This window comes from Variovorax sp. VaC1 (assembly GCF_043658315.1).
Lineage (GTDB): Bacteria > Pseudomonadota > Gammaproteobacteria > Burkholderiales > Burkholderiaceae_C > Variovorax.
The window spans coordinates 64,650-90,650 of the sequence record NZ_JBIGLT010000009.1 but is presented as its reverse complement, the minus strand read 5'-3'; the positions used below and the strand labels follow the sequence as shown (position 1 = coordinate 90,650).

At 65.9% G+C, this 26,001-nt stretch carries 23 protein-coding genes; 14 read left to right on the top strand and 9 right to left on the bottom strand.

Features of this window, described 5'->3' with window-relative positions; all coding sequences use genetic code 11:
- Positions 1-7: 7 nt before the first annotated feature.
- The 3 genes from ACGLHS_RS30130 to purT all read right to left on the bottom strand — a co-directional run bounded on the left by ACGLHS_RS30130 (position 8) and on the right by purT (position 3,269).
- Positions 8-838 (bottom strand): helix-turn-helix domain-containing protein, encoded by an 831-nt coding sequence (locus ACGLHS_RS30130; protein WP_394485491.1) that lies wholly within the window; start codon positions 836-838, stop codon positions 8-10.
- A 110-nt stretch (positions 839-948) separates the two neighbouring features.
- Positions 949-1,890: an alpha/beta hydrolase gene (locus ACGLHS_RS30125; RefSeq protein WP_394485489.1), complete on the bottom strand. Its 942-nt coding sequence runs from the start codon at positions 1,888-1,890 to the stop codon at positions 949-951.
- 176 nt (positions 1,891-2,066) lie between these two features.
- The gene (gene purT, locus ACGLHS_RS30120; protein ID WP_394485487.1) at positions 2,067-3,269 is read right to left on the bottom strand and encodes a formate-dependent phosphoribosylglycinamide formyltransferase; all 1,203 of its coding nucleotides are present in this window, start codon (positions 3,267-3,269) and stop codon (positions 2,067-2,069) included.
- A 177-nt stretch (positions 3,270-3,446) separates the two neighbouring features.
- Here purT and ACGLHS_RS30115 point away from each other — a divergent pair, with 177 nt between their 5' ends.
- From ACGLHS_RS30115 to ACGLHS_RS30105, 3 genes are all read left to right on the top strand, one after another.
- Entirely contained in the window at positions 3,447-4,295 is an 849-nt protein-coding gene (locus ACGLHS_RS30115; protein WP_093243320.1) for a 3-hydroxybutyryl-CoA dehydrogenase, read from the top strand.
- A gap of 40 nt (positions 4,296-4,335) precedes the next feature.
- Positions 4,336-5,151, top strand: coding sequence for a crotonase/enoyl-CoA hydratase family protein (locus ACGLHS_RS30110; RefSeq protein ID WP_394485485.1), 816 nt, complete (start codon positions 4,336-4,338; stop codon positions 5,149-5,151).
- A gap of 76 nt (positions 5,152-5,227) precedes the next feature.
- On the top strand, positions 5,228-6,517 hold the full coding sequence (locus ACGLHS_RS30105; protein ID WP_394485663.1) for a serine hydrolase domain-containing protein: 1,290 nt from the start codon (positions 5,228-5,230) through the stop codon (positions 6,515-6,517).
- 21 nt (positions 6,518-6,538) lie between these two features.
- Here ACGLHS_RS30105 and ACGLHS_RS30100 read toward each other — a convergent pair whose 3' ends face one another.
- Positions 6,539-7,315 (bottom strand): type III pantothenate kinase, encoded by a 777-nt coding sequence (locus tag ACGLHS_RS30100; RefSeq protein WP_394485483.1) that lies wholly within the window; start codon positions 7,313-7,315, stop codon positions 6,539-6,541.
- Between the two features lie 134 nt (positions 7,316-7,449).
- On the opposite strand from ACGLHS_RS30100, the gene lysM reads away from it, so the two are divergent.
- The 7 genes from lysM to ACGLHS_RS30065 all read left to right on the top strand — a co-directional run bounded on the left by lysM (position 7,450) and on the right by ACGLHS_RS30065 (position 16,382).
- The gene (lysM, locus tag ACGLHS_RS30095) at positions 7,450-7,920 is read left to right on the top strand and encodes a peptidoglycan-binding protein LysM (RefSeq protein WP_394485481.1); all 471 of its coding nucleotides are present in this window, start codon (positions 7,450-7,452) and stop codon (positions 7,918-7,920) included.
- 183 nt (positions 7,921-8,103) lie between these two features.
- Positions 8,104-9,945 carry an N-6 DNA methylase gene (locus ACGLHS_RS30090; RefSeq protein ID WP_394485479.1) on the top strand — a complete coding sequence of 614 codons (1,842 nt, stop codon included), beginning with the start codon at positions 8,104-8,106 and terminating at the stop codon, positions 9,943-9,945.
- Positions 9,942-11,282: a restriction endonuclease subunit S gene (locus ACGLHS_RS30085; protein ID WP_394485477.1), complete on the top strand. Its 1,341-nt coding sequence runs from the start codon at positions 9,942-9,944 to the stop codon at positions 11,280-11,282. Before ACGLHS_RS30090 ends, ACGLHS_RS30085 begins: the two co-directional genes overlap by 4 nt.
- On the top strand, positions 11,279-12,148 hold the full coding sequence (locus ACGLHS_RS30080; RefSeq protein WP_394485475.1) for a GIY-YIG nuclease family protein: 870 nt from the start codon (positions 11,279-11,281) through the stop codon (positions 12,146-12,148). The genes ACGLHS_RS30085 and ACGLHS_RS30080 overlap by 4 nt, the downstream gene beginning before the upstream one ends.
- A gap of 85 nt (positions 12,149-12,233) precedes the next feature.
- Positions 12,234-12,863 (top strand): nucleotidyltransferase domain-containing protein, encoded by a 630-nt coding sequence (locus tag ACGLHS_RS30075; RefSeq protein ID WP_394485474.1) that lies wholly within the window; start codon positions 12,234-12,236, stop codon positions 12,861-12,863.
- Positions 12,811-13,260 carry a DNA-binding protein gene (locus ACGLHS_RS30070; RefSeq protein WP_394485473.1) on the top strand — a complete coding sequence of 150 codons (450 nt, stop codon included), beginning with the start codon at positions 12,811-12,813 and terminating at the stop codon, positions 13,258-13,260. The genes ACGLHS_RS30075 and ACGLHS_RS30070 overlap by 53 nt, the downstream gene beginning before the upstream one ends.
- On the top strand, positions 13,257-16,382 hold the full coding sequence (locus ACGLHS_RS30065; RefSeq protein WP_394485471.1) for a type I restriction endonuclease subunit R: 3,126 nt from the start codon (positions 13,257-13,259) through the stop codon (positions 16,380-16,382). Before ACGLHS_RS30070 ends, ACGLHS_RS30065 begins: the two co-directional genes overlap by 4 nt.
- Positions 16,383-16,393: 11 nt before the next feature.
- Here ACGLHS_RS30065 and ACGLHS_RS30060 read toward each other — a convergent pair whose 3' ends face one another.
- From ACGLHS_RS30060 to ACGLHS_RS30050, 3 genes are all read right to left on the bottom strand, one after another.
- Positions 16,394-16,804, bottom strand: coding sequence for a rhodanese-like domain-containing protein (locus ACGLHS_RS30060; RefSeq protein ID WP_394485470.1), 411 nt, complete (start codon positions 16,802-16,804; stop codon positions 16,394-16,396).
- A 161-nt stretch (positions 16,805-16,965) separates the two neighbouring features.
- Positions 16,966-18,972, bottom strand: a complete 2,007-nt coding sequence (locus ACGLHS_RS30055) for a PEP/pyruvate-binding domain-containing protein (RefSeq protein ID WP_394485662.1) — start codon at positions 18,970-18,972, stop codon at positions 16,966-16,968.
- A gap of 132 nt (positions 18,973-19,104) precedes the next feature.
- Positions 19,105-19,410, bottom strand: a complete 306-nt coding sequence (locus ACGLHS_RS30050; RefSeq protein WP_394485469.1) for a zinc ribbon domain-containing protein — start codon at positions 19,408-19,410, stop codon at positions 19,105-19,107.
- 218 nt (positions 19,411-19,628) lie between these two features.
- On the opposite strand from ACGLHS_RS30050, the gene gorA reads away from it, so the two are divergent.
- On the top strand, positions 19,629-20,987 hold the full coding sequence (gene gorA, locus ACGLHS_RS30045) for a glutathione-disulfide reductase (RefSeq protein WP_394485468.1): 1,359 nt from the start codon (positions 19,629-19,631) through the stop codon (positions 20,985-20,987).
- Here the strand turns inward: gorA and ACGLHS_RS30040 are convergent.
- Together ACGLHS_RS30040 and ACGLHS_RS30035 are read right to left on the bottom strand one after the other, a co-directional pair.
- Positions 20,984-21,892, bottom strand: a complete 909-nt coding sequence (locus ACGLHS_RS30040; protein ID WP_394485467.1) for a ketopantoate reductase family protein — start codon at positions 21,890-21,892, stop codon at positions 20,984-20,986. The genes gorA and ACGLHS_RS30040 overlap by 4 nt on opposite strands.
- 73 nt (positions 21,893-21,965) lie before the next feature.
- A complete protein-coding gene (locus ACGLHS_RS30035) occupies positions 21,966-22,874 on the bottom strand; it encodes a LysR substrate-binding domain-containing protein (RefSeq protein ID WP_093243301.1) in 909 nt (302 codons plus the stop codon).
- Between the two features lie 165 nt (positions 22,875-23,039).
- Between ACGLHS_RS30035 and ACGLHS_RS30030 the strand changes: the two genes are divergently transcribed.
- From ACGLHS_RS30030 to ACGLHS_RS30020, 3 genes are read left to right on the top strand one after another with little or no spacing between them, the layout of a single operon-like run.
- Positions 23,040-23,825, top strand: a complete 786-nt coding sequence (locus ACGLHS_RS30030) for an ABC transporter permease (protein ID WP_394485466.1) — start codon at positions 23,040-23,042, stop codon at positions 23,823-23,825.
- 6 nt (positions 23,826-23,831) lie between these two features.
- The gene (locus ACGLHS_RS30025; protein WP_394485465.1) at positions 23,832-24,860 is read left to right on the top strand and encodes an ABC transporter ATP-binding protein; all 1,029 of its coding nucleotides are present in this window, start codon (positions 23,832-23,834) and stop codon (positions 24,858-24,860) included.
- A gap of 43 nt (positions 24,861-24,903) precedes the next feature.
- Positions 24,904-25,992, top strand: coding sequence for an extracellular solute-binding protein (locus ACGLHS_RS30020; protein ID WP_394485464.1), 1,089 nt, complete (start codon positions 24,904-24,906; stop codon positions 25,990-25,992).
- Positions 25,993-26,001 lie beyond the last annotated feature (9 nt).

The following is a 26,001-nucleotide window of genomic DNA, read 5'->3' as shown; positions in this document are numbered from 1 at the left end:
TGCGCGCTTACTGCCGGAAGCCACCGGCCGCGTCGTGCAGCGCGAGGCGGCGCGAGCCGGCCACGATGTCGCTGGGCTTGAGGCCGTAGACCTGGCGGATCGAATGGCTGAAGTGCGTCGAATCGGGGTAGCCGGTGTCCAGCGCGATGTCGGTCAGCGTGGCGCTCTGGTGCACGTAGCGCAGCAGGCTGCGCGCGCGCTTCCACGCCCTGAAGGCGCGGAACGCCATTCCGGTTTCTTGCTTGAACAGGTGCAGGAAGCGCGAGAACGAGAGGTTCACCGAGGCCGCGCAGTCTTCGGCCGAGGTGGGTGCAGCCGGGTCGGCGTTGATGGCGTCGATGACCTTGCGGATGCGCGCATCGAGCACGCGCGGTGCAAGCGCCTGGCCGAAGAACACCGTGTCGAAATCGAACCCGTCGAAGCTCAGCATGCGGCCCGACGCGGCGAGCAGTTGCGCATGGGCATCGCGCACGCGCTGTGCGAACTCGGGTGCATCGACCGGCCCGCAGTGCTGCATGAAGGCGGGCATGCGCCCGGGGTCGACCGATTCGGATTCGATCAGCAGGTTGAAGATCAGCGGACACGCGCTCTCGACATGGTGCGGCACGTGCGGCGGCACCACGATCAGTTCGCCCGATTGCCATGCCCCGCCACCGATGCGGATGCGGTTCGGCGGCGCACCGGTGGGCGACACGTACACGCCGTGGCCACCCATGGTGCGCTCGGCGGCCGCGCCGAGCAGCCCGGCGTAGAACACGCGCTGCGGCACCAGCCACATCAGGCGCTCGCCCTGCCGTGCGTCGCCGCTGTGAGGCGGCGCCGTCCTTGTTCGCTGCATGGTGTTTGTCTCCTGCATCGTTCAACTGCCAACCGGGGGGTGGCGTCGCGTTCGCTGGATCGTAGCGGCGCGAGCCGGCTGCGCGGCACCCATTTGCGCGGGGACTTTCCCTAGGCCAATGCGAAGGCGCGCCGCAACTCCGCGGCGCAAAGCGCGACCGCCGTGTTGGCCTCGTCGAGCACCTTGCCCATGGGCACGAAGCCATGGATCTGCCGCTCGAAGCAGACGTACATCGCGCGGTTGCCGGCGGCGGTCAGCGCCTCTGCGTAGGCCAGCCCTTCGTCGCGCAGCGGGTCGTAGCCGGCGGTGATCACCAGCGCCGGCGGCAGCTTCGACAGGTCGGGGTGCAGCAGCGGCGAAGCGCGCCAGTCGAGGTCGTGCTTCGGGTCGGTGATGTAGTGGTCGTGGAAGTACTTGATGGTGTCGCTGGTCAGCAGATAGCCCTGCCCGTTGCTCTGGTGCGAGGGGTGCACGCGGCGCATGTCGGTGGCCGGGTAGATGAGCAGTTGGAAGGCGATGGGCAGGTCGCCCGCATCGCGTGCGGCGATCGACACCACGGCCGCGAGGTTGCCGCCGGCGCTGTCGCCGCCCACGGCGAGGCGGCTCGCATCGAGCCCCAGCGTCGCGGCCTCGCGGCGCACCCAGCGGGTGGCGGCGAGCACGTCGTCGAAGGCAGCGGGAAAGCGGTGCTCGGGCCCCATGCGGTAGTCGACCGCAACCACCGCGCAGCCGGCACCGTTGGCCAGCTCGCGGCACAGCACGTCGTGCGTGTCGAGGTCGCCGATGACCCAACCGCCGCCGTGGTAGTACACCAGCACCGGCAGCGGACCTGCGCCCGAGCCGAGCGGCCGGTACAGGCGCACCGGGATGGTGCCGTGCGGGCCGTCCGCCGCGAGGTCGCGCACTTCGGCGACTTCAGCGGGCAGCGGCTGCGTGGCGGTGCGCCGCTCGCGGTAGAAGGTCCGCGCATCGGCGGGCGACAGGGTGTGCGTCGGCGGGATGCCGCGCGCCTCGATGAAGTCGAGCAAGGCGCGCGCCTGGGGATGCAGCATGGTGTCTCCGGTGGATCGAGCGAACGCCCAGTGTGGAGTGCATCGCGCATGCGCGGTATCCGCATGCACCCGCATCCACCGGCGTTCTGGCAGGAGCCCGCACCATGCACGCGCCTGTGCGGCGCGGCTTGCGAAAACTGGCTACGGCTGTCGCTTGCGTCCCGACACTCGGGGACTCAGGCTTTGCGCGGCTTCACGCGCGAAGCCGCTTCTTTGGCGAGCTTGCGGGCGGTGTCGGTGTCGGCCGCGTGCACCAGCGCCACGCCCATGCGGCGCTTGACGAAGCTCTCGGGCTTGCCGAACAGGCGGATGTCGCTGCCGGGCACCTGCAGCGCCTCGGCCACGCCGTCGAAGGCGATGCCGGTGGCATCGACGCCGCCGTAGATCACCGCGCTGGCGCCAGGGCTCTTGAGCGAGGTGTCGACCGGCAGGCCGAGGATGGCGCGGGCGTGCAGCTCGAACTCGTTCTGCCACTGCGTGGCCATGGTGACCATGCCGGTGTCGTGCGGGCGCGGGCTGACTTCGCTGAACCAGACTTCGTCGCCCTTCACGAACAGCTCGACGCCGAACAGGCCCTGCCCGCCCAGGTCGGCCGTGACGGCCTGCGCGATCTGCTGCGCCTTCTGCAGCGCGGCCGGTGCCATGGGATGCGGCTGCCAGCTTTCCACATAGTCGCCGCTCACCTGCACGTGGCCGATGGGGTCGCAGAACTTCGTTTCCACCGCGCCGGCCGCATCCTTGGCGCGCACGGTGAGCAGCGTGATCTCGTAGTCGAAGTCGATGAAGCCCTCGACGATCACGCGACCATGGCTCACGCGGCCACCGGCCATGGCGTAGTCCCAGGCCTTCTGCACGTCGGCGGGGCCGTCGATCTTGCTCTGGCCCTTGCCGGAGCTGCTCATCACCGGCTTGACGATGCAGGGGTAGCCGATGCCTTCGTCGATGGCGGCCTGCAGCTCGGCCAGCGAGTCGCAGAACTTGTACGGGCTGGTCGGCACGCCCAGCGTTTCGGCGGCCAGGCGGCGGATGCCTTCGCGGTCCATGGTCAGGCGGGCGGCGCGCGCCGTGGGAATGACGCGCACCACGCCCGCGTCTTCGAGCTGCTGCAGCATCGGCGTGGCGATGGCCTCGATCTCGGGCACCACCAGCGTGGGCTTCTCGGCCTCGATGAGCGCCTTGAGCGCCTCGGGGTCGCTCATGGTGATGGTGCGCGCGTGGTGGGCCACCTGCTGGCCGGGGGCGTTCTCGTAGCGGTCGACCGCGATGGTCTCCACGCCCAGGCGCTGCAGGGCGATCAGCACCTCCTTGCCGAGCTCACCGGAGCCGAGCAGCATCACGCGGGTGGCGGAGGGGGAAAGGGGGGTGCCGAGGGTGGTCATGATCGAAGTCGAAAAAGGGGAAGAAAAAGCAACCGTCGCACTGTAAGCCACCCGTGTCGCACGCGGCAACGGCGCCCCGGCGGGGCTGATTCACAATCGATGTCCTGCCGCGGTGGCGGCCTTGCACGCCACCCGCTCCCCGCATTCTTTTTTTGTTTTCTCTCAAGGAGTTTTCTCATGGCTATCCAGACCGTCGGCATCATCGGAGCCGGAACAATGGGCAACGGCATCGCGCAAGCCTGCGCGGTGGCCGGCGTGAAAGTGGTGATGGTCGACATCGCCCAGGCGGCCGTCGACAAGGGCCTGGCCACGGTGTCGGGCAGCCTCGACCGCCTGATCAAGAAAGAAAAGCTCACGGCCGAGCAGAAGACCGCCGCGCTGGCGCTCATCAAGGGCTCGACCAACTACGACGACCTGAAGAGCGCGCAACTGGTCATCGAAGCAGCCACCGAGAACCACGCGCTCAAGCTCAAGATCCTCAAGCAGGTCGACGACATGCTGGCGCCCGAAGTCATCATTGCATCGAACACCTCGTCGATCTCGATCACGCAGCTGGCGGCCGCCACCTCGCGCCCCGACCGCTTCATCGGCATGCACTTCTTCAACCCGGTGCCGATGATGGCGCTGGTGGAACTGATCCGCGGCTACCTCACGAGCGACGCCACGCACGACGCGGTGAAGGCACTGGCCGAGACGCTGGGCAAGTCGCCGATCACGGTGAAGAACGCGCCGGGCTTCGTGGTCAACCGCATCCTGGTGCCGATGATCAACGAGGCTTTCTTCGTGCTGTCCGAAGGCATCGCCACAGCCGAAGACATCGATGCTGGCATGAAGCTGGGCTGCAACCAGCCCATCGGCCCGCTGGCACTGGCCGACATGATCGGCCTGGATGTGTGCCTGGCCGTGATGGAGGTGTACCTGGAGCAGTTCGGCGATTCGAAGTACCGCCCCTGCCCGTTGCTGAAGGAAATGGTGGCCGCCGGCCAACTCGGTCGCAAGACGGGCCGCGGCGTCTACACGTACTGAGCCGCAGCGCCATCGCAACAACAACACGGAGACAAGACCGATGACTGCGACCCCGACCACCCCACCGGCAGAAGGCTGCATCGACACCCAGGTGCTCGACCATGTGCTGCTGATCGGCATCAACCGCCCGGCCAAGCGCAACGGCTGGACGCCGCCGATGTTCAAGCAGCTGGCCGAGGCCTACACCCGCCTCGATGACGACCCGAACCTGCGCGTGGGCGTGCTGCATGCCTTCGGCGACCACTTCACGGCGGGCCTGGACCTGCCGGCGGTCACCGAATACATGAAGCGCGGCGAGAAGGCGATTCCCGCCGGGCTGGTGGAGCCGCACGACTTCGGCCTGCCAGGCTACCGCCGCCGCACCAAGCCGATGGTGGTGGCCGTCAAGGGCATCTGCTTCACGGTCGGCATCGAGCTCATGCTGGGCGCGGACATCGTGGTGGCGTCCGACAACTGCCGCTTCTCGCAGATGGAAGTGCAGCGCGGCATCATGGCCACGGGCGGCGCCACGCTGCGCATGGCCGAGCGCGCGGGCGTGGGCAACGCGATGCTGCATCTGCTGACGGCCGACGAGTTCGACAGCGCCGAGGCGTACCGCCTGAACTTCGTGCAGAAGGTGGTGCCGGCCGGGCAGGAGCTGGACGCGGCACTGGCCATTGCGCAGCGCATCGCGGCGCAGGCACCGCTGGCAGTGGTGGCCACGCGGCTCAACGTCATCAAGGCCGTCGAGCAGGGGCCGCTCGCGGCCGTGTCGGAGTTCATCGCCACACAGAAGCGGCTGTCGAACAGCGAAGACGCGGCCGAAGGCGTGCGCTCTTTCGTCGAGCGCCGTCCCGCGCGCTTCAGCGGCCGTTGATGCCGATGCCGATGAACACCCCCCAAAAAACCACCATGACTTTTTTGCACGCACGGCGCTTGCCGCCGCCTTCACCCTGCTTGCCGTGAACACCTCCAACGCCCAGACGCCCGCGCCCGCCGCGCTGCCCGACCCCGTGGCCACCTCGGTCGAGGCCATGGGCTGGATGAAGGGCTTTCCGCCCGCACCCGACAAGCTGATCACCTTCGACAACCCGGCGGGCGGCGTGTTTCCGCGCACGCGCTGGAGCTTCTCGCACACCCGCGAGACGGTGCCCACCGCCAACGTGTGGCGCGGCCCCGGCGCGGCCAGCCCGCTGCCATCGGCCGCACCGCGCTTCGACATCGAGAAGGTCACGTTCAAGCCGCTGGGAAGCACGGGCGACGCAACGATGAACTTCGCCCAGATGATCTCGGGCACCTACACCGACGGCATCCTGGTGATGCACCGCGGCAAGGTGCTCTACGAGAAGTACTTCGGCGCGCTGTCGCCCGAGCGGCCGCACTTCGCGATGTCGGTCACCAAGTCCTTCGTGGGCACGCTGGCGGCCATCCTCGCGGACGAAGGCAAGCTGGACCCGGCCGCACCGGTCACCAAGTACCTGCCCGAGATGAAGGACACGGCGTACGGCGACGCCACCGTGCGCCAGGTGATGGACATGACGGTCGGCGTGCACTACTCCGAAAACTACGCCGACCCGAAGGCCGAGATCTGGGACTACGCGCGCGCCGGCGGCATGCTCACCCAAGGCCAGAACTACACCGGCCCGAAGTCGTTCTACGAATTCCTCGTCACGCTGAAGAAGGAAGGCGAGCACGGCGATGGCTTCGCCTACAAGACCGTCAACGCCGAGGTGCTCGCGTGGATCGTGCGCCGCGCGAGCGGCCAGTCGCTGGCCGACCTGCTGAGCGAGAAGATCTGGCGCCGCATCGGCGCCGAGCAGGACGCCTACTTCATGGTCGACCGCATCGGCACCGAGTCGGGCGGCGGCGGCCTGAACACCGTGCTGCGCGACCTGGCGCGCTTCGGCGAGACCATGCGCAACGACGGGCGCGCGTCCAACGGGCAGCAGGCGATTCCGAAGGCGGTGGTGGAAGACATCCGACGCGGCGGCGACCCGGCCAAGTTCGTCAAGGCGGGCTATGCGCTGCTGCCGGGCTGGTCGTACCGCGACATGTGGTGGGTCACGAACAACCCGCACGGCGCCTACATGGCGCGCGGCATCCATGGCCAGAGCATCTATGTGGACCCGAAGGCCGAAATGGTGATCGTGCGCTATGCCTCGCACCCGATCGCGGCCAACGGCGGCAACGACCCGCTGACCTTGCCTGCGTTCCAGGCGATGGCCGAGGCGTTGATGCGCTGATGCGTCCCCGGGCCTTCGGGCTCAGGGCTTGGCCCGCTCGCGGGCGATCACCAGCAGTCCGTCCATGATGAGGCTCTCGACCAGCTCGAAGTGCCCGTTCATGACGGGCGCCATCTTCCAGCCCGCGCCGCCGGTCATGTAGCAGGCCGGCTCGGCGCCGCAGTGCTGGCGCACGTGCTGCACCATGCGCTCAACCGCACCGGCAATGGCGTAGGTGCCGCCGCTGGTCAGCGCATCGCTGGTGTTGGTGGGAAATTCGCGCACCTCGCCGGTGGGCACGTGCAGGCCCGCCGTGCCCGACTCCAATGCGCGCAGCATGATGCCGTGGCCCGGCAGGATGAGGCCGCCAAGAAACTTGCCGCTGGCATCGATCGCCTCGACGGTGACGGCCGTGCCGATCAGCACCACCACCATCGGCCGCGCCGGCCCTTGCGCGAGCATGCGGTGGCGCGCGCCGATCATCGCCACGAAGCGGTCAGCGCCCAGGCGCGTCGGATGGTCGTAGCCGTTCACGATGCCGGCCTCGCCCGCGCTCGACACCACCCAGCGCGGCGTGCAGTCGAAGCGCTCGACGATCTGGTCTTCGGCGCGGCGCCGCAGGGTGTCGCCGGCCACCACGCAGCCCAGCATGGAGCCGGGCGCGGGCAGGTCGGCCCACGGGCCATCGGCGAGCCGTTCGATGTGATCGAGAAATTCCGCACCCTGCGCCTGCAACGTGGCGCCGGGATGGGCTCCGTCGTAGAGCGCCCATTTGAGGCGGGTGTTGCCGATGTCGATTGCGAGGAAGGGGGATGCCATGCGCCGGATTATTGCGACTTTGTTGTTATTCCTGCTGGCACGTCTTTGACACACGCGGCATGGGCCTACGCCGGCCCACCGCGCTCGGCCACTACATTCGCAAATTCCATCCACCACGGCACAAGGAGAAAACCATGGGATTGCTGAGTTTCATCAAGGAAGCCGGTGAAAAACTGTTTGGCGGATCGTCGGCGCAGGCCGCCACGCCGGACACGGACGCGAACGCGGCGGCCGCAGCCGCCATCAAGACCTACATCGAAACGCAGAACCTCGGGCTCACCGGCCTTGAGGTGACCTACGTTGCAAGCACCGGCGTGGTCACGCTCGCGGGCCAGGCGCCCTCGCAGGAAGCCAGCGAAAAGGCTTCGCTGGCGGCGGGCAACGTGGCCAACGTGACGAGCGTGGACAACAACCTCGTCGCACCCGCCGCGCCGCCCGCGCAGTACCACGACGTGGTGAGGGGCGACACGCTGTCCGCCATCTCCAAGAAGTACTACGGCGATGCCAACAAGTACAACGCGATCTTCGAGGCGAACAAGCCGATGCTGACGAGCCCGGACAAGATCTATCCGGGGCAGAAGCTGCGGATTCCGCCGTTGAACTGAGCTTCTTTCCGTCCTTCCAAGAAAGCCCGCAGCATGCTGTGGGCTTTTTTGTTTTTACCGGCGGTCCTTATCGTGTTTGCACTCAGACGAATACCGGCCGCTCCCCGCAAGGGTCCGCCGCGCCCCATCAGGCAGCACCGGTTAAGCTGCGCCCGGCGTAAGAATGCGTTAACGACTTAGTAGATGAACCCCCAAGCCCTCTCGTCCTTTATTTGGTCTGTCGCGGATCTGCTGCGCGGCGACTACAAGCGATCCGAATACGGCCGCGTGATCCTGCCCTTCACCGTGCTGCGCAGACTGGATTGCGTCCTTGAAGCGACCAAGACTGCGGTCCTGAAAGAACTCGCCGCCAAGACAACAGCGGGCCTGAACCCCGAGCCTTTCCTGCTGCGCAAGACCGGCGAACGCTTCTACAACACCTCTGCACTGGACCTCGTGAAGTTGCTGGGCGATCAGGACAACATCCGCAAGAACCTGAGCGACTACGTCCATGCCTTTTCGCCCGCAACACGCGACATCTTCGAGCGCTTCGACTTCTACACCCAGATCGAGCGACTGGCCAAAGCTGACTTGCTTTACCTCGTCACCGAGAAATTCGCCAACATCGACCTGCATCCCGAAGTGGTGGACAACGCCAGCATGGGCACGGTGTTCGAGGAGCTGATACGCAAGTTTGCCGAAGACTCCAACGAGACAGCCGGGGAACACTTCACGCCGCGCGAAGTCATCCGCCTGATGGTGAACCTGCTGTTCATCAACGACGACGAGGTGCTCACGCCCGGCACCGCCGTCGTTCGCACCATCTATGACCCGACCGCCGGCACCGGAGGCATGCTCTCGATCGCCGACGAGCACTTGCAGGAGCACAACCCGCAGGCACGACTGACCATGTACGGCCAGGAACTCAACGACGAGTCCTACGCCATCTGCAAGGCAGACATGCTCATCAAGAATCAGGATGTGACCAACATCGTCGCTGGCAACACGCTCAGCGATGACGGCCATGGCGGCCGCAAGTTCGACTACATGCTCTCGAACCCGCCTTTCGGCGTGGAGTGGAAGAAGGTCGAGAAGGCCGTGCGCCAGGAGCACGAGAACAAGGGCTTCGACGGCCGCTTCGGTCCCGGCCTGCCACGCGTGAGCGACGGCTCCATGCTCTTCTTGATGCACCTGTTGTCGAAGATGCGTCCCGCCAAGGACGGCGGCAGCCGCTTCAGCATCGTGCTCAATGGCTCACCGTTGTTCACCGGTGGCGCCGGTAGCGGCGAGAGCGAGATCCGTCGCCACGTACTGGAGAACGATCTGGTGGAGGCCATCGTCGGCCTGCCCACCGACATGTTCTACAACACGGGCATCGCCACCTACGTCTGGATTCTTTCCAACAAGAAGCAAGCCGAGCGCAAGGATCGTGTGCAGCTTATCGACGCCAGCGGCTTCTGGCAGAAGATGCGCAAGAGCCTGGGCTCCAAGCGCAAGGAGATGAGCGACGCGCATATCGCCACCGTCACGCGCCTATTCGGCGAATTCGCCGAGGCCGAGTTGGTCACGGTGTTCGACGCTGCCGGCCAGGTGCAAGGTGAGCCGCAACTCGTGACTGGCACCGACAACACGCCCGCAATGCCTGAGGGCGGCAAACTCAAGCGCGTGCCCATCTCGCGCATCTTCAGGAACAAGGACTTCGGCTACACAACCGTCACCGTTGAGCGTCCGCTGAAGGACGAGACCGGCAAGCCGGTACTCGGCGTGAAAGGCAAGCAGAAGGGGAAGCCCCAATCCGATAGCGGGCTGCGCGATACCGAGAACGTGCCACTGGCCGAAGACATTCAAGCCTATTTTGAGCGCGAGGTGTTGCCCCACGCGCCCGATGCCTGGATTGACGAGGAAAAGAGCAAGGTCGGCTACGAGATTCCGTTCAATCGCCACTTCTACGTCTTCGAGCCGCCGCGCAGCCTGCACGCCATCGACGAAGAGCTGAAGACCGTCTCGGCCAACATCATGAAGATGCTGGAGGAGTTGGCGGAATGAGTTTGCCCAGATATCCCCATTACAAGGACAGCGATAGCTGGTTGGAACAAGTACCGTCCGACTGGGACGTAGCGCGGCTCATGCGAGTTGCTAGCGTCAACGACGGCGTCCTGCCTGAATCCACTGAGCCTAGCTTTGAGCTTGAGTACGTCGACATTGGCAGCGTGAGTCTTGACCGAGGAGTTGAACGCACTGAACGTATGGCCTTTTCAGATGCGCCATCGCGTGCGCGCCGCTTGGTCGAAGATGGTGACATCTTGGTATCGACCGTCCGGACCTACCTGAAGGCCATCGCGCCAGTTGCGAATCCGCCAGAGAACTTGGTCGTTTCGACAGGTTTCGCTGTGGTTCGACCACACTCCAGACTGGCTTCTGGATATGCCAAGTACGCTTTGCAAGCGACTGGTTTTGTTGACGAAGTAATCAGCCGCTCGACCGGCGTGAGCTATCCGGCAATCAATGCGTCGGACTTGGTCCGCATCTGCGTTCCCATTCCGCCGCCTGTTGATCAAACCACTATCGCGGTCTTCCTCGATCGCGAAACCGCCAAGATCGATGCACTGATTGCCGAGCAGGAAAAGCTCATCACCCTGCTAGCCGAAAAGCGCCAAGCCACCATCTCCCATGCTGTTACCCGCGGCCTCAGTCCCAACGCCCCGATTAAGGATTCCGGCGTGACGTGGCTGGGGAAGGTGCCAGCGAATTGGGAAGCGCTGGCACTAAAACACCTTTGCGAATTACTGAAAGATGGAACGCACTTGCCTCCGGCGCGTGTTGAAGAAGGCGTACCACTCCTTAGCGTTCGGAATATCGACGAAAGCGTGTTTGGTTTTCGAGAGGACGATTCAAGGATTTCAGCTGACGACTATGCGGAATTGTGTAGAGCATTCGTCCCTCAGGCCGGCGATGTACTCATGGCAACCGTTGGCGCAACGCTTGGCAAGGTCGCAATCGTCCCTGATGGGCTGGGCCGATTTCATATTCAGCGAAGCCTCGCGATCTTCCGCACCAGGGCCGCGCTCTTGCCACAGTGGCTCTTCTATTGCATCAGCAGCGACGCCTTCCAAAGACAACTTTGGGAGCGCGTCGGTTTTTCCGCCCAACCCGGCATCTACCTCGGAACCATTCAAAGCTTCAAGATGCCGGTACCAGACACCGAAGAGCAGCGAGCGATTTGCGCGTTCCTTGATGCTGAAGTCGCAAGACTAGACCAGTTAAAGCAAGACTCCGAACGAGGCGTTTCACTTCTAAAAGAACGCCGCAGCGCCCTTATCGCCGCCGCCGTCACCGGCCAGATCGACGTGCGAGGCGCCATCGCCGCAGAAGCAATCCCATGAGCAGTGCCAGCCCCAAGACCATCCAGATTTTTCTGCCAAGCGGAGAACCCACGGGCATTCGCGTCGCAGAGATCACGACTCGCATCGTTCAACTGATCGAGGTGCCACGCAAGCGCCTGCCCGAGTTCTTCAAGATGACCGAGAGCACACAGGTCGGCGTGTATTACCTCGTCGCGGTGCCCGAGGACGGCAGCGCGCCGCAGGTCTACATCGGCCAGACGAGCGATTTGCGCGCACGCCTGGCCGAGCACGACAACAAGAAGGATTTCTGGGAACGGGTGCTGGTGCTGGTGTCGCGCACGCATTCGCTGACGCCGACGCATGCGCTGTTCCTGGAATGGCTCAGCATAGACACCGCGCGCAAGGTGGGCCGCTACAGTGACCTGAACGCCAACGCGGGCAGCCGTCCGCACACGCTCGCGCCGCTGGAGGCCGAGTGCCGCGAGATGTTCGAAACCGCCCAGACTTTGCTGACGACACTGGGCCACCCCTTGTTCGTTCCGCTCCCCCAGCCCGATGGACCTACGGTCGAGGCGGAGCTTTTCCACTGCAAATCGGGCGGCGTGGACGGGCGAGGGCTCTTCACGAATGAAGGCTTCGTGGTGCTGGCCGGCTCGGTAGGGCGCCGGCAAAACATGCCGTCGATCCACGGCACGAGTGACGAGCGCTTTCGCGAAAGGCTCATCAGTGAGGGCGTGATGAAGATCGACGGTAACACCGTCGTGTTCACCCGCGATCACCTGTTCCGCTCCCCCAGCACGGCGGCAGTGGCGCTGCTCGGCCGCACGGCGAATGGCTGGATGACATGGAAAGACCAGGCCGGTCGAACCCTTGATGCGGTCAAGCGACAAGCCATCGGCGCCTGAGCAGCTGCTTGCCAGGCGAGCGCACCGCATCTGATGCTGCGCAAGGCTTGCCGAACGTCGCCTTATTGGCAACAATCGTCGCCCAATGAGCAACGACTCCTCCCTGATGGACCTGCTGTTCCCCACCGCGCGGCAGCGCGCGCTGGCGGTGCTGCTGCTGCAGCCGCAGTCGGCCTTCCATCTGCGGGAGCTTGCGCGCCTGACCGACAGCCATGCCGGCACGCTGGCGCGAGAGGTGGACAAGCTGGCGCGCACCGGGCTGCTGGTGCGCAGCGAACAGGGCAACCAGGTGCGCTACAACGCCAACACCCGCCATCCTCTGTTCGACGATCTGGCGGCCATGTTCCGCAAGACGCACGGCGTGGTGCCCGCCGTGCGCGAAGCGCTGGCGCCGCTGGATGCGCAGATCCGGTTGGCACTGGTGTTTGGCTCGGTGGCACGCGGCACGCCCTCGCCGGGCAGCGATGTCGACCTGCTGGTGCTGGGCAGCGTGGACTTCATGACGCTGGCGCAGGCGGTGTTTCCTCTGCATGCGGCACTGGGCCGCGAGGTGAACACGGTGCTCTACACGCCCGAGGAATTTGCGCAACGCGCGCGCAGTGGCGATGCATTCTCGCGCGACATACTGGCCAAACCAAAATTGCTTGTGAAGGGGGGAGCCGATGAGCTTGCAGAACTTGCTGGCGATCGGGCGGCTGCAGGCCCACCAGCCTGATGCCGCGGGCATCGCCAAGTTGCTTCAGGCGGCACGGCGAAATCTGGCTGACGCGCACATTGCGCAAGTCAGCACCGACAACCGATTCGACGCGGCCTACAAATGCATCATGCAATGCGCGATGCTGGCTCTATGGGCCAACGGCTACCGCACGTCCACCAGCCAACCCGGTCACCACCAGACGGCCATCCAAAGCCTGGGCCTGACGCTGGGTGTGGCGCAGCCGCAGATCATCGTGCTCGATGCGCTGCGTCGGCAGCGCAATGTGAGCGACTATGAAGGTGACCCGGTTTCCACCGCCACGCTGCAGGCCTGCATCGAGCAAGCCGCGCAATTGCTGGCCAGTGCCGAAAACTGGCTCCAAGCCCATCGACCCGATCTCCTGACCTCGCCATGAATCTGCACCAGGAACACCACTTCGAGCGTGAAATCTGCGCTCACTTGGCCGCCAACGGTTGGCTGTATGCCGAAGGGGATGCCGCGCAGTTCGATCGCGCCCATGGGCTGTTTCTGCCCGACCTGCTGGCCTGGGTGGAGACCACGCAAACCGACAGTTGGCAGCGCCTTTCCAGGACACATGGCTCCGCGCTGCCCCAGGTGCTGGCCGAGCGCGTGCGCAAGAGCATGAGCGAGCGGGGCACGCTGGACGTGCTGCGCAGAGGCGTGGAAATGCTTGGACTCAGGGAGCCCCTGGAACTGGCCCAGTTCAAGCCTGCCCTGGCGATCAACCCGAACATCCAGGCGAAGTACGCAGCCAATCGGCTGCGCGTGGTGCAGCAGGTTTGCCACTCGCCCAACAACCCGAAGGACGAGCTGGACCTGGTGCTGTTCCTCAATGGCATCGCCGTGGCCACGGTGGAGCTGAAGAGCAACTTCACGCAGAACGTTCAGGATGCCGTGGACCAATACCGCTTCGACCGGTATCCGCAGCCCAAGGGTGGCGTGCTGGAGCCGCTGCTGGGTTTCCCGGGCGGTGCACTGGTGCACTTCGCGGTCAGCCAGTCCGAAGTGATGATGACGACCCGGCTGGCCGGGCCGGCAACGACCTTCCTGCCCTTCAACCGCGGCAATGCGGGCGGCGCCGGCAACGCCCCCAATCCAGAGGGGTTTGCTACTGCCTATCTGTGGGAAGAGGTGTGGGCTCGCGAAAGCTGGCTGGACATCCTGCACCGCTACCTCATCTGCAAACGCGATGACAAAAAGCAGCCGCAGGCGGTCATCTTCCCCCGCTATCACCAGCTCGACGCCACGCGCAGTCTGGTAGCGGATGTGTTCGACAAGGGGCCGGGCGAGCGCTACCTCATTCAGCATTCGGCCGGCTCGGGCAAGACCAACTCGATTGCGTGGACGGCGCACTTTCTGGCCGATCTGCACAACGCGCAACATCAAAAGCTGTTCGACAGCGTGCTGGTGGTCAGCGACCGCACTGTGCTGGACGCGCAGTTGCAAGAGGCCATCTTCGACTTCGAGCGCACCACCGGTGTGGTGGCCAGCATCACCAACGAGCACGGCAGCAAGAGCGCGCAGCTCGGCCAGGCGCTGAAAGACGGCAAGAAAACCATCGTCTGCACCATCCAGACCTTTCCTTTTGCCTTGCAGGAAGTGCAGAAACTGGCCGCTACCGAGGGCAAGCGCTTCGCGGTGATTGCCGACGAGGCACACAGCTCGCAGACTGGCGAGGCAGCGGCCAAGCTCAAGCAACTGCTGTCGGCGCAGGAATGGGCCGAGTTGCAGGATGGCGGCGAAGTGGATACCGAAGCGCTGCTGGCTGCACAGATGGAAGCGCGCGCTGGCGGGAGCGGCAATGGAAGCCTCACCTACGTGGCATTCACTGCGACGCCAAAGGCCAAGACGCTGGAGCTTTTCGGGCGCAAAGGGCCAAACGGGCTGCCACAGCCATTCCACGTCTATTCGATGCGCCAGGCCATCGAAGAGGGCTTCATCCTCGATGTGCTGAAAAATTACACCAGCTACAAGCTCGCATTCAAGCTGGCCCACGACGGACAGGAGTGGGACGACAAACAGGTTGAGCGCAACACAGCGATGAAGGGCCTGATGCAGTGGGTACGACTGCACCCCTACAACATCGCCAGCAAGGTTCAGATCGTCGTCGAGCACTACCGCGAGAACGTGCAGCCGCTGCTGGAAGGCCGGGCCAAGGCCATGGTGGTCGTCGGCAGCCGCAAGGAAGCCGTGCGTTGGCAGAAAGCCATCCGCGCCTACATCACCAGGCAGAACTATCCGTTGGGCGTGCTGGTGGCCTTTTCAGGTGAGGTGAACGACCCTGAGAGCTTTCCCGATGCCGTCACCGAGACCCATGACACGCTGAACCCGGGCTTGCGCGGACGCGACATCCGTGAAGTGTTCAAGGGGCAGGACTACCACCTGCTGTTGGTGGCCAACAAGTTCCAGACCGGTTTCGATCAGCCGCTGCTGTGCGGCATGTACGTGGACAAGATGCTGGGCGGCATCCAGGCCGTGCAAACGCTCTCACGCCTGAACCGTGCCTACCCCGGCAAGGACACGACCTATGTGCTGGACTTCGTCAACGAGCCGGCGGAAATCCTCACGGCCTTCAAGACCTACTACGAGACCGCTGAGCTGGAAACGGTGACCGACCCGCATCAGGTTTACGACCTGCGCGCCAAGCTGGACGCCACGGGCTACTACGATGAGTACGAGGTGGACCGCGTGGCCAAGGTGGACCTGGACCCGAACGGCACGCAGAAGCAGCTCGACGCCGCCATCGCGCCCGTGGCCGACCGCCTGCTCAAGCGCTACAAGGCCACGCAGCAAGATCTGGCGGCAGCCGAGGAGAAGCACGACCACAAGGCCGCTCAAACAGCCAAGGACCAGTTGGACGCGCTGCTGCTGTTCAAGAATGACATGGGTGCCTATGTGCGCCTGTATGCCTTCCTTAGCCAGATCTTCGACTACGGCAACACCGACATCGAAAAGCGCTTTCTCTTTTACAAGCGACTCGTCCCATTGCTGGACTTCGGCCGCGAACGCGACACCGTGGACCTGTCCAAGGTGGTGCTGACTCACCACACACTGAAGAGTCGAGGCAAGCAGCCGATGGGGCTGAATGCGGATGGCACCTACAAGTTGGCCCCCATGGATGCGGTGGGCACGGGCCGTGTCCAGGAGAAAGAGGCGGTCTACCTGGTCGAGATCATCGAGAAGGTGAACGGCCTCTTTCAAGGTGAGCTGACCGATGACGACCAGCTCGTGTACATCAACGGCGTGCTGAAGGGCAAGCTACTGGAGAACGAGACCCTGGTCCAACAGGCGGCCAGCAACAGCAAGGAGCAGTTCGCAAACTCGCCGGACCTGGGCAAGGCCCTCATGGACGCGATCATCGACGCCTTCGAGGCACACCAGGCCATGAGTTCCCAGGCCTTGGGCTCGGAGCGTGTCCGCGATGGGCTGAAAGACATACTGCTTGGCCCCGCACAGCTGTACGAGGCATTGCGAGCACGCTCAGGCAGCGGAGACACAAGGCCTTCGGCCTTTTAGCGGACGCGAGTTCAGTTCTGCTTCCAGGGCAGCCCGCGCTTGCGCCAGCCGCCAAGCAGCCCGCGATGGCCGTCCGCATCCGGGTTCCCCTCGAAGCCTTCGAGGATGTTGTAGGCCACCAGACCCAGTTCGGTCGCACGCTTGGCAGCAGCAATCGAACGCACGCCGCTGCGGCACAGCAGCACGAGCTTCTTGCCGCCCTCGCCTGCGGCGCGCACGCCGTCATCGAAGGCGGGGTTCAGCGCCATGCCGGGCCACTGCTTCCACGCCAGCGGCACGGCGCCCGGCACGAAGCCGACCCACTCGCGCTCGGCGTCGGTGCGCACGTCGACCATCACGGCCTCGCCGCTTGCCAGCCACTGTGCAGCCTGCTCGGGCGTGACGTCGCCCGCGTAGCCTTTGTCTTCAGTCGTTGCGTTCATCTTTTTTGCGTCCTTCAATCAATAGGATGGGGCCAGCGCTGTGGCCACCGTTGTCTTGCGCGACATCCGCCGGATGGCGGAATTTTTCACCGGTTCGTGAAACCCTGTTTGTCGTGATGCCCGCTGTGGCTGCCGCAGTATCTGCTGGGGAGAGTGCCCGGTCAGCGCCGCCGCTCCACATACGGCCGCGCCTGCAGCAGCACGATCCTGTCGCCCACCGTCGCCCATTCGATGTCCTGATCGACCGCGTTGAAGGTGCGCTTCACTGCCGCACCCACATTGGCGAGCCGCACCACCAGTTCATCGGTCAGCACGTTGCGGCCGGCTTCCACTGGCACTTCCTTCACGCCGCCATCCTTGTCGAGCTGCAGCGAAGTCTCTTCGGCCGAGCGGCTCAGCACCTGGATGGCCTTCGACCAGCTCGAATACATCACCTGCTCCGCCACGCGCTTGCCTTCGACCACGCGGATGCCGATGCCGCGCTTGGCCGAGATGTAGGTCACATGCGGATGCCCCGCGTCGAAGGGGTCGCGGGTGATCATCACGCCGGCGTTGGTCGAGTCGATGGCGGTCTGCACGAAGACGCCCATCAGCACCGACTCGGCGCCGAAGCCCGCGGCGCTGCGCGCCTCCCAGGCCTCGGGGTTGAACACGGAGGCCCAGACCTTCTTCACCGCGACCTCGAGTGCGTCGCCGGTCTTGACGTTGGGCATGGTGGTGTAGAGCCCCGCGCCGCTGAAGCTGGGCAGGTCTTCGGAGTTGGACGAGCTGCGCACGAACACACCGCCGCCGCCCAGCTGTGCCTGCCATGCGGCCCGCCATGCCGCCGCGGTGGCTGCATCGACCGGCCATTGCACGATCTCGTCGCGCAGTTGCGCCAGTGCCTTCTGCCGCAGCTGCGGGTCGCTCGCGAAGCCGGGTTGCTGCTGCATGCGTGCGATGCGATCGGCCAGGCCGTTGCTGCGCATGAAGCGGTCGTAGTGCGCGAAGGGAATGCAGAAGCCGTCGGGCACGGATGTGCCGGGAATGTGCGCAGCCTGCATGGCGCCGAGGTTCGCGGCCTTGGTGCCGCATTGCGCGCTGTTGCGCGCGCGCAGCGAGGCGAGCGGCAGCAGGCGGGTTTCGCGCAGGTCGGGCTTGATGGCTTTCGCGCCGCCGGGCGTGGCGCCGGTGGATGCGGTGCGCACGGCGCGCGGCGGCAGCGCGGCGATTTCTTCGGGCGTGAGACGGCGCACCTGGTAGCCGGAGGCCGCGACCTTGAGCGCAACCCACTGGCCCGCGTGTTCCTTCAGCACAGTCGCGGCATCGCGCACGTAGGCGTTGGGAATGCCCCAGCCCTTGGCGAGCAGGTTGACATGCGACAGCGCGGTCGATGGCCGCTCGGTCAGCACGCCCGCCACGGGCGGCAGGCCGATCGGCACCTGGCGCAGCACGGCGATGTCGTCGGGCAGCAGCGCGTTCAGTGCATTCGCGCTCGCGGCTTCGTCCACGATGCGCACGCGGCCGGTGGCGGTGCCGAGGTTCATCGGCATGTAGGGCTGCTCGCGGATCAGCGCCTCCTGGCTCACGTAGTCGAGCCCGGTTTCCTTCGCGACGCGCTCGTGCAGCGTGGAGTTGGTCTTGAACTTCACGGGGCCGAAGAAGCTGGCCTTGATCTGCGCATCGGCCTGCCGCAGCAGCGGCGCGGTGAGCCGGTCGCCTTCCCAGAACTCATAGGTGAAGGTGCCGATGTTCTGCTGCCAGCTCAGCGTGCCGAACAAAAAGCGCCGGTCAGGCACAAGGTAGTTGCGGTCGATCTCGCGCTTGATGGTGTTGGGCGTGAGCCGGGTGTCGCGCAGAAAGCGCACATGCAGCTGGTAGCGCGGCGTGTCGATGTAGTACATGCGCGCCGGCTTGGCCTGCCGGTCGATCACGAACAGCACGTGGGCCAGTTGCATCGGCGTGCCGGCGTCGTAGACGCGCGCCAGCGTGTCGAAGTCGCCCTGGCTGCGCAGCGCGGGCAGCGACGACGGCACGGCCGGTCGTGGCACCAGTTGCGCGGCGGGGCCTTCGGGCTGGGGCTGGTTCTGCTGCTGGTAGTAAGACGGCTTGCGCGCGAGCTGGGCGCTGGCGGGTGCGGCAGCCATTGCGCAAAGCGCCAGGACTGAAACCCGGCCCAGCGCCTTCATCGCTCCTGCATTGCCTCGATCTTGTGCCTTGCCCGCTGGATGCGCGGTGCGGTCATTCTTCATGGGGAGTCCCTCATTGCCGACGAGCGCGGATTCTCGCTCGCGGCAGATGCTTGGTTCTCCCTTGCGCTGTCAGCCTCGCGACGCAGCCTCCGACGACTGGCCGCACTGGCCGCAGAACTTCGCGCCGGCCTGCATCGTGGTGCCGCACTTGACGCATGCGGCCGGCAGCATCGACGTGCCGCATTGCTGGCAGAAGCGCGCGCCGGGCGCGTTGGCCGCGCGGCAGGCCGGGCATGCGATGGCACCACCGCCACCGCCGTTGTTCGGTGGCGGCGCGCCGTTTCCGTAGCCGCCGTAGCCACCGGAGGAACCGTGATGGCCGCCACCGCCGCCATGCCGTCCGCCGCCGTGTCCACCGAAAAGTCTTTCCAACATGCCCATGTGCTTCTCCCGTTCTTGCTGATGAAGGACTGCGGCAACGTCGCCGGTGGCGATGGATTCCCGCAGGGCCTGACGCAAGTGGAATCCCTGAAGCAGCTTCAGGGTCAAGCACGTGCTTTCAATAGCCCTTGGGGAGTGCGGCTTACTGCGCAAGCCCCGCCCGGAGCGCTGCCTTCGGGCGGCCGCTAGAGTCGGCGCTCAAGGAGCTTTTCATGCGCACATTCGACTTCGATCTTTTCGTCATCGGCGGCGGCAGCGGCGGCGTTCGCGCCGCGCGCATGGCGGCGCAGACCGGCGCCCGCGTGGGCTTGGCCGAGGCTGCCGAGCTGGGCGGCACCTGCGTCAACGTGGGCTGCATCCCGAAGAAGCTCTACAGCTATGCGGCGGGCTATGCCGAATCCTTCGAGGAAGCGGCGGGCTATGGCTGGACGCTTCCCGAAGCCCCGCGCTTCGACTGGGCGCACCTGAAGACGCAGCGCGCCAAAGAGATCACGCGGCTCAACGGCATCTATGCCTCGCTGCTGAAGAACTCGGGCGTCACGCTGATCACCGGGTGGGCGCAGCTGGTCGATGGCCACACGGTCGAGATCGGCGGCCAGCGCCACACCGCGCGCCACCTGCTGGTGGCCACCGGCGGCACGCCCTTCGTGCCCGACATTCCGGGCCGCGAGCACATCGTGACCTCCGACGCGATGTTCGACCTCGACCCGTTCCCTAAGCGCCTGCTGGTGGTGGGCGGCGGCTACATCGCCTGCGAATTCGCATCGATCTTCAACGGCCTCGGCGCCCAGGTGACGCAGCTGCATCGCCGCGCGCACCTGCTCACCGGCTTCGACGACGACGTGCGCCACTTTCTCGCGAAGGAGATGGACAAGGCGGGTGTCGACCTGCGGCTCAACTGCGAGGCCTCGTCGATTTCGCGTGGCCCGCACGGGCTGACCGTCACGCTCGGGCGCGGCCAGCAGATCGAGGCCGACACGGTGCTCTTCGCCACCGGCCGCGTGCCGAACACCCAGGGCCTGGGCCTCGAAGCAGCAGGCGTGAAGCTCGACGACAAGGGCGCGATTGCCGTCGATGCGCACTACCGCACCTCGGTGCCGTCGATCTACGCGGTGGGCGATGTGTCGACCCGCGTGCAGCTCACGCCGGTGGCACTGGCCGAAGCGATGGTGGTGGTCGACGAACTCTTCGGCAAGGGCAAGCGCCACCTCGACTACGAGTTCATTCCGACGGCCGTTTTCACCCACCCGAACATCGGCACCTGTGGCTACAGCGAGATCGATGCGCGCGCGAAGTTCGGCGAGGTGACGGTGTTCTCCAGCGAGTTCAAGTCGCTGCGCCACACGCTCTCGGGCCGCAGCGAGCGCACCTTCATGAAGCTGGTGGTGGACAAGAAAAGCGACCGCGTGGTCGGCCTGCACATGGTGGGCGCGGACGCGGGCGAGGTGGTGCAGGGCTTTGCGGTGGCGATGCGAGCGGGCGCGACGAAGGCCATCTTCGACAGCACCATCGGCATCCACCCCACGGCGGCCGAAGAGTTCGTGACGATGCGCGAACCGATGCCCGGCTAGGCGCGCACCTTCTGCTGCTTGCCTTCAAGCAGCTTCACCATCACGAACAACACGCGATTGGCCGGCGTGGGCACGCCGAGCGCTTCGCCGCGCCGCACGACCAGTCCGTTGAGGTGATCGATCTCGCTGGGCTTGCCGCGTGCGAGGTCTTGCGCGGTCGATGAGTATTGCGAAGGCATCGACTGCGCGATGCCGCGCACGGCGGCGTCGGTGTCGCCCGGAATGACGACGCCCTCGGCCTTGGCCACGGCGATGCATTCAGCCACCACGTCGCGGATCACGTCGGTCACGCCGACGCCTTGCGCCAGTTCGCCATAGGGCAGCTGCGAGACCGCCGACAGCGCGTTGTAGGCGCAGTTGAGGATCAGCTTGGCCCAGAGCGAGCCGCGCACGTTGTCCGAAATCTGCGTGGGCACGCCGGCCGCGATCAGGTGCTGCGCCACCTGCTCGCTGGCGCGCGAGGGCGCGATCACCAGTTCGCCGCGGCCGTGATGCCTGACATGGCCAGGGCCGGCCATCTCGGTCGCCACATAGACCACGGCGGCGGCCACTTCATTCGACGGCAGCACGGCGCGCACGCGGGCGTCGTTGTCGACACCGTTCTGCAGCGTGAGCACCAATGCGTCGGCCGACAGGTGCGGCGCGATCTGCGCCGCGGCCGATTCGGTGTCGGTGGACTTCACGCAGAACAGCACGAGATCGGCGCCCTGCACCGCACTGACCTCGGTGCTCGCGCCGAGCCGCACGTGTTCGTCGAACGCCTTCGTCTCCAGCCGCAGGCCATGCGCCCGAACGGCTTCGACATGCGAAGGCCGCCCGATCAGCACCACCTCGTGGCCCGCGCGCGCCAGCATGGCGCCGTAGTAGCAGCCGACCGCGCCGGCACCCATCACTGCGACTTTCATCGATTCACTTCCTTGGTTGTTCCTCTGCGGTTGCAGAGGTTAGCGAAGACACGCACTTCATGCCTTTCATGCGTCATGCTTCCGCCCCGCGCGACGCCACGCCCTCTTCGAGCAGCCATTCGCGAAACGCCGCGAAGGCGGGCAGGTCGAGGCGGTCGGGCCGGTAGCAGAGGTAGTGGCCCTGGTTCACGCTCACCGGCGTGCCGCAGGGGCTCAGCAGCGAGCCTTCGGCAAGCTCTTCCTGCACCAGCAGCTTGGGCACGAGCCCGATGCCCAGCCCGTTGAGCGCCGCCTGGATCAGCGCCGAATACTGCGCAAAGCGCGGGCCGGCCACGGTCTGCACCTCGGGCACGCCGTGCTGCGCGGCCCATTGCCGCCAGGCCGTGGGCGCGCCTTCGTGATGCAGCAGCGTGTGGCCCACCACGTCGGCCGGCTGCACGATGCGGTGGCGCCCCTCGACCAGCGAGCGCGCCACGATCAGCACGAACTCGCGCCCCGCGATGTATTCGGACACCACGCCCGGCCAGCCGTCGGGGCCGTAGCGGATCGCCGCATCGACACCGGCCGGAATGCCGTCGCTCGGCTCCAGGTGCCGGCTGAAGCTCAGCATCACGTGGCGGCTCTTCTGGCTGAAGGCCGGCAGGCGCGGAATGAGCCATTTGGTGAGGAAGGTGGGCACGCTCGCCAGCGTGAGCAGGCCGGCACCGGCATCGCCCGAGCGCGCCTCGAAGGTCGCGGTCTCGATGGCGCGCAGGCCGCCCGAAATCTTCTGCCAGTACACGCGCCCTTGCGGCGTGAGCTGCACGCCGCGGCCGTTCTTCTGCAGCAGCTCGCGGCCGAGGAAAGCTTCGAGCCCCGCGATCTGCTTGCTGACCGCGCTCACGGTGATGCACAGGGCACCGGCAGCAAGGGTGATGCTCTCGTGGCGCGCCACCGCGTCGAAGGCCAGCAGCTCCTGGATGGTGGGGCAGTCACGCTTCATGCATGGCTCCGGTTGATGAAACCTCGGTGAAAAACATTTTCCAATTGCTCAAGCGTCGTCATCCAACTTTCACCCATAGGTACTCATCGGCTTCCTAGAATTCGGGGAACGCTGCGGCACGCCTGGCGCAGACAGTAGCGCATCCGGAAAGTATGCCGGGTGTCCATGACACTGGAGACAACCTTGGTTCGCGGCATCTCGCTCATCTACGGCCTGTACCTGCTGCTGCCCATCGCCCTGCTGCTGGTCGGCAGCGTGGGCGGCAACTGGACCAACACGCTGCTGCCCACGGGCATCACGGGCCAGTGGTATGTCGACCTCTGGCTCGACCCGTCTTTCCGCAAGGCCTTCGTCAACAGCCTGGTGGTGGCCATGTCGGCCTGCGCGATCAACACCGTGCTGGCGCTGCCGCTGGCCTATGCGCTGTACCACGGCGCGCGGCGCGGCGGCAGCCTGGCGGCGCGCATCGTGAGCGCCACACCGGTGGCCGTGCCGCCGATCACCATGGCCTTCGGCTACATGATCGTGTTCAACACCGACCTGGCACCCTGGCTGGGCTCGATGCCGCTGCTGATCGCGGCGCACGCGATCCTGACGCTGCCCTACCTCACGAACACGCTGCTGGCCGACCTGCGCCACCTCGACCTGGGCCGGCTCGAACAGGCGGCCGCCACGCTCGGTGCCTCGGGCTGGCAGCAGTTCACCGGCATCGTGCTGCCGAGCCTGCGCCAGAGCCTGATCAGCGGGCTGGTGATGGTGGCCGCCATTTCGGTGGGCGAGTTCGGCGTGTCGAACCTGCTCACGAGCTTCCAGAACCGCACCTATCCGGTGGTGCTGCTGCAGGCCTTCTATGGCGCAACGGGCTTTGCCTGCGCGGCCACGGTGATCCTGCTGGTGCTGGCGAGCGCGTCGGCCCTTCTTTCTTCTTCCCTCGTGAAGCAACGCGCGTAATCCGCCATGAGCCTCCTTCTCGACAACGTCAGCTACAACTACCCCGGCAGCACGCACGGCCTGCACGACGTGTCGCTCGACGTGCGCACCGGCGAACTGGTGGCGGTGATCGGGCCGAGCGGCTCGGGCAAGTCGACGCTGCTGAAGCTGGTGTCGGGCCTGGAGACGGGCCACACCGGCCGCATCGCGCTCGACGGCGTGGAGATGTCGCGCACGCCGGTGCACCAGCGCCACATCGGCATGGTGTTCCAGAGCTATGCGCTGTTTCCGCACCTGAGCGTGCTGGACAACGTGGCCTACGGCCTGAAGCTGCGCAAGGTCGATACGGCCGCGCGGCGCCAGCGTGCGCAAGAGCTGCTCGACATCGTGGGGCTGGGCGACTACGCGCAGCGCGCCATCGCGCAGCTCTCGGGCGGCCAGCAGCAGCGCGTGGCCCTGGCACGTGCGCTGGCCATCGACCCGCGTGCGCTGCTGCTCGACGAGCCGCTGTCGGCGCTCGACGCCAGCGTGCGCGGCCACCTGCGAGACCAGATCCGTTCGATCCAGCAACGCTTCAATGCCACCACGCTGCTGGTCACGCACGACCAGGAAGAAGCGCTGGTGATGGCCGACCGCGTGGCCATGCTCAAGGACGGCCGGCTGCTGCAGATCGCCACGCCGCGCGAGATCTACGAAAACCCCGCGAGCCGCGCGGTGGCCGAGTTCGTCGGGCTCTCGACCATCCTGCCGGGCAAGGTGTCGTCGCCGGGCCGGCTCGACATGGGCTTTGCCGAACTCTTCGCCGACACCGGCAGCCGCACCTTCGGCACGCCGGTGCATGTGCTGGTGCGTCCCGAGCACATCCAGCCCGATCCGGCGCCCGACAGCGCAAACCGCCTGCCCGGCCGCACGGGCGCGCAGCGCTACCTGGGCGCGCTCACACGCTACGACTTCGAAGTGGCCGGCGCCGGCAAGCCCTTTCTTGCCGAATCGCCCGCGCCGGCCGCCGAGGCCATCGGCATTGCGCCCGAACACATCCGCCTGCTCGACCACTGAGCCCACCGCCTTCACTACCGACCCATTCCATCGAGGAGCCACCATGCAACGCAGACATCTGATCCAGGCCGCCGGCGCATTGCCCGTGCTGTCATTGGCCACGCTCGCGGCCCGCACCGCCTTCGCCTTCGACGGCCCCGAGCTGTATGCGGGCGAGAAGGCGCTGTACGCCGAAGCGCAAAAGGAAGGCCTGTGCGTGTCCTTCGACACCGGCCCCGAATGGGCCAACTGGAAGTCGCTGTTCGCCACCTTCAAGAAGCGCTACCCCGAGATCGAGCTGACCTACAACGACATCGGCTCGGCCGCCACCGTGGTGTCGCTCGAAAAAACCAAGCGCCGCCCGCAGGCCGACACCGCCTACTACTTCGCCGCCTCGGCCGTCGATGCCGCGAAGAAGGACGTGGTCGCGCCCTTCAAGCCCGTCAACTTCGACAAGCTGCCGCCGGTGTTCCGCGAGGCCGAGGGCCGCTGGTTCACCATCCACACGCTCAACATCGCCTTCCTGATCAACAAGAAGCTGGTGAAGAACGTGCCGACCGGCTGGGCCGACCTGCTCAAGCCCGAGTTCAAGAGCACGGTGGTGTACCTCGATCCGCGCTCCACCGGCATCGGCCAGGTGCTGACCTTTGCCGCGGCCTATGCCAACGGCGGCAGCGTCGACAACGTGCAGCCCGGCACCGACTACCTGGGCAAGCTGCACGCGGCCGGCAACGTGCTGCGCGTGGAAGGCACCACGCCGTATGCCAAGTTCCTGAAGGGCGAGATCCCGGTGTGGATCAGCTACGAGAACGACGGCCTGAAGGCCAAGCACGTCGACGGCATGGGCGACGCGGTGGAAGTGGTGATTCCGAAGGAAGCCAGCGTGGCCGCGCCCTACGCCATCAGCCTCGTGAAGAACGGCCCGAACCCGAACGCCGGCAAGCTGTGGCTCAACTTCATCATGAGCGAGGCGGGCCAGTCGCTGTTCGCACAGGGCTTCGTGCGGCCGGCCGTGCCGGGCACGCCGCTGTCGGCCGACATTGCCGCCAAGATGCCGGCCGCGCCGCAGATCAAGCCGCTCGACGTGGTGAAAGCGTCGGAGCGCAAGGCCGAGGTCGACAAGCTCTGGGCGCAAGCCGCGCTGGGCAAGTAAGAAGGCCCG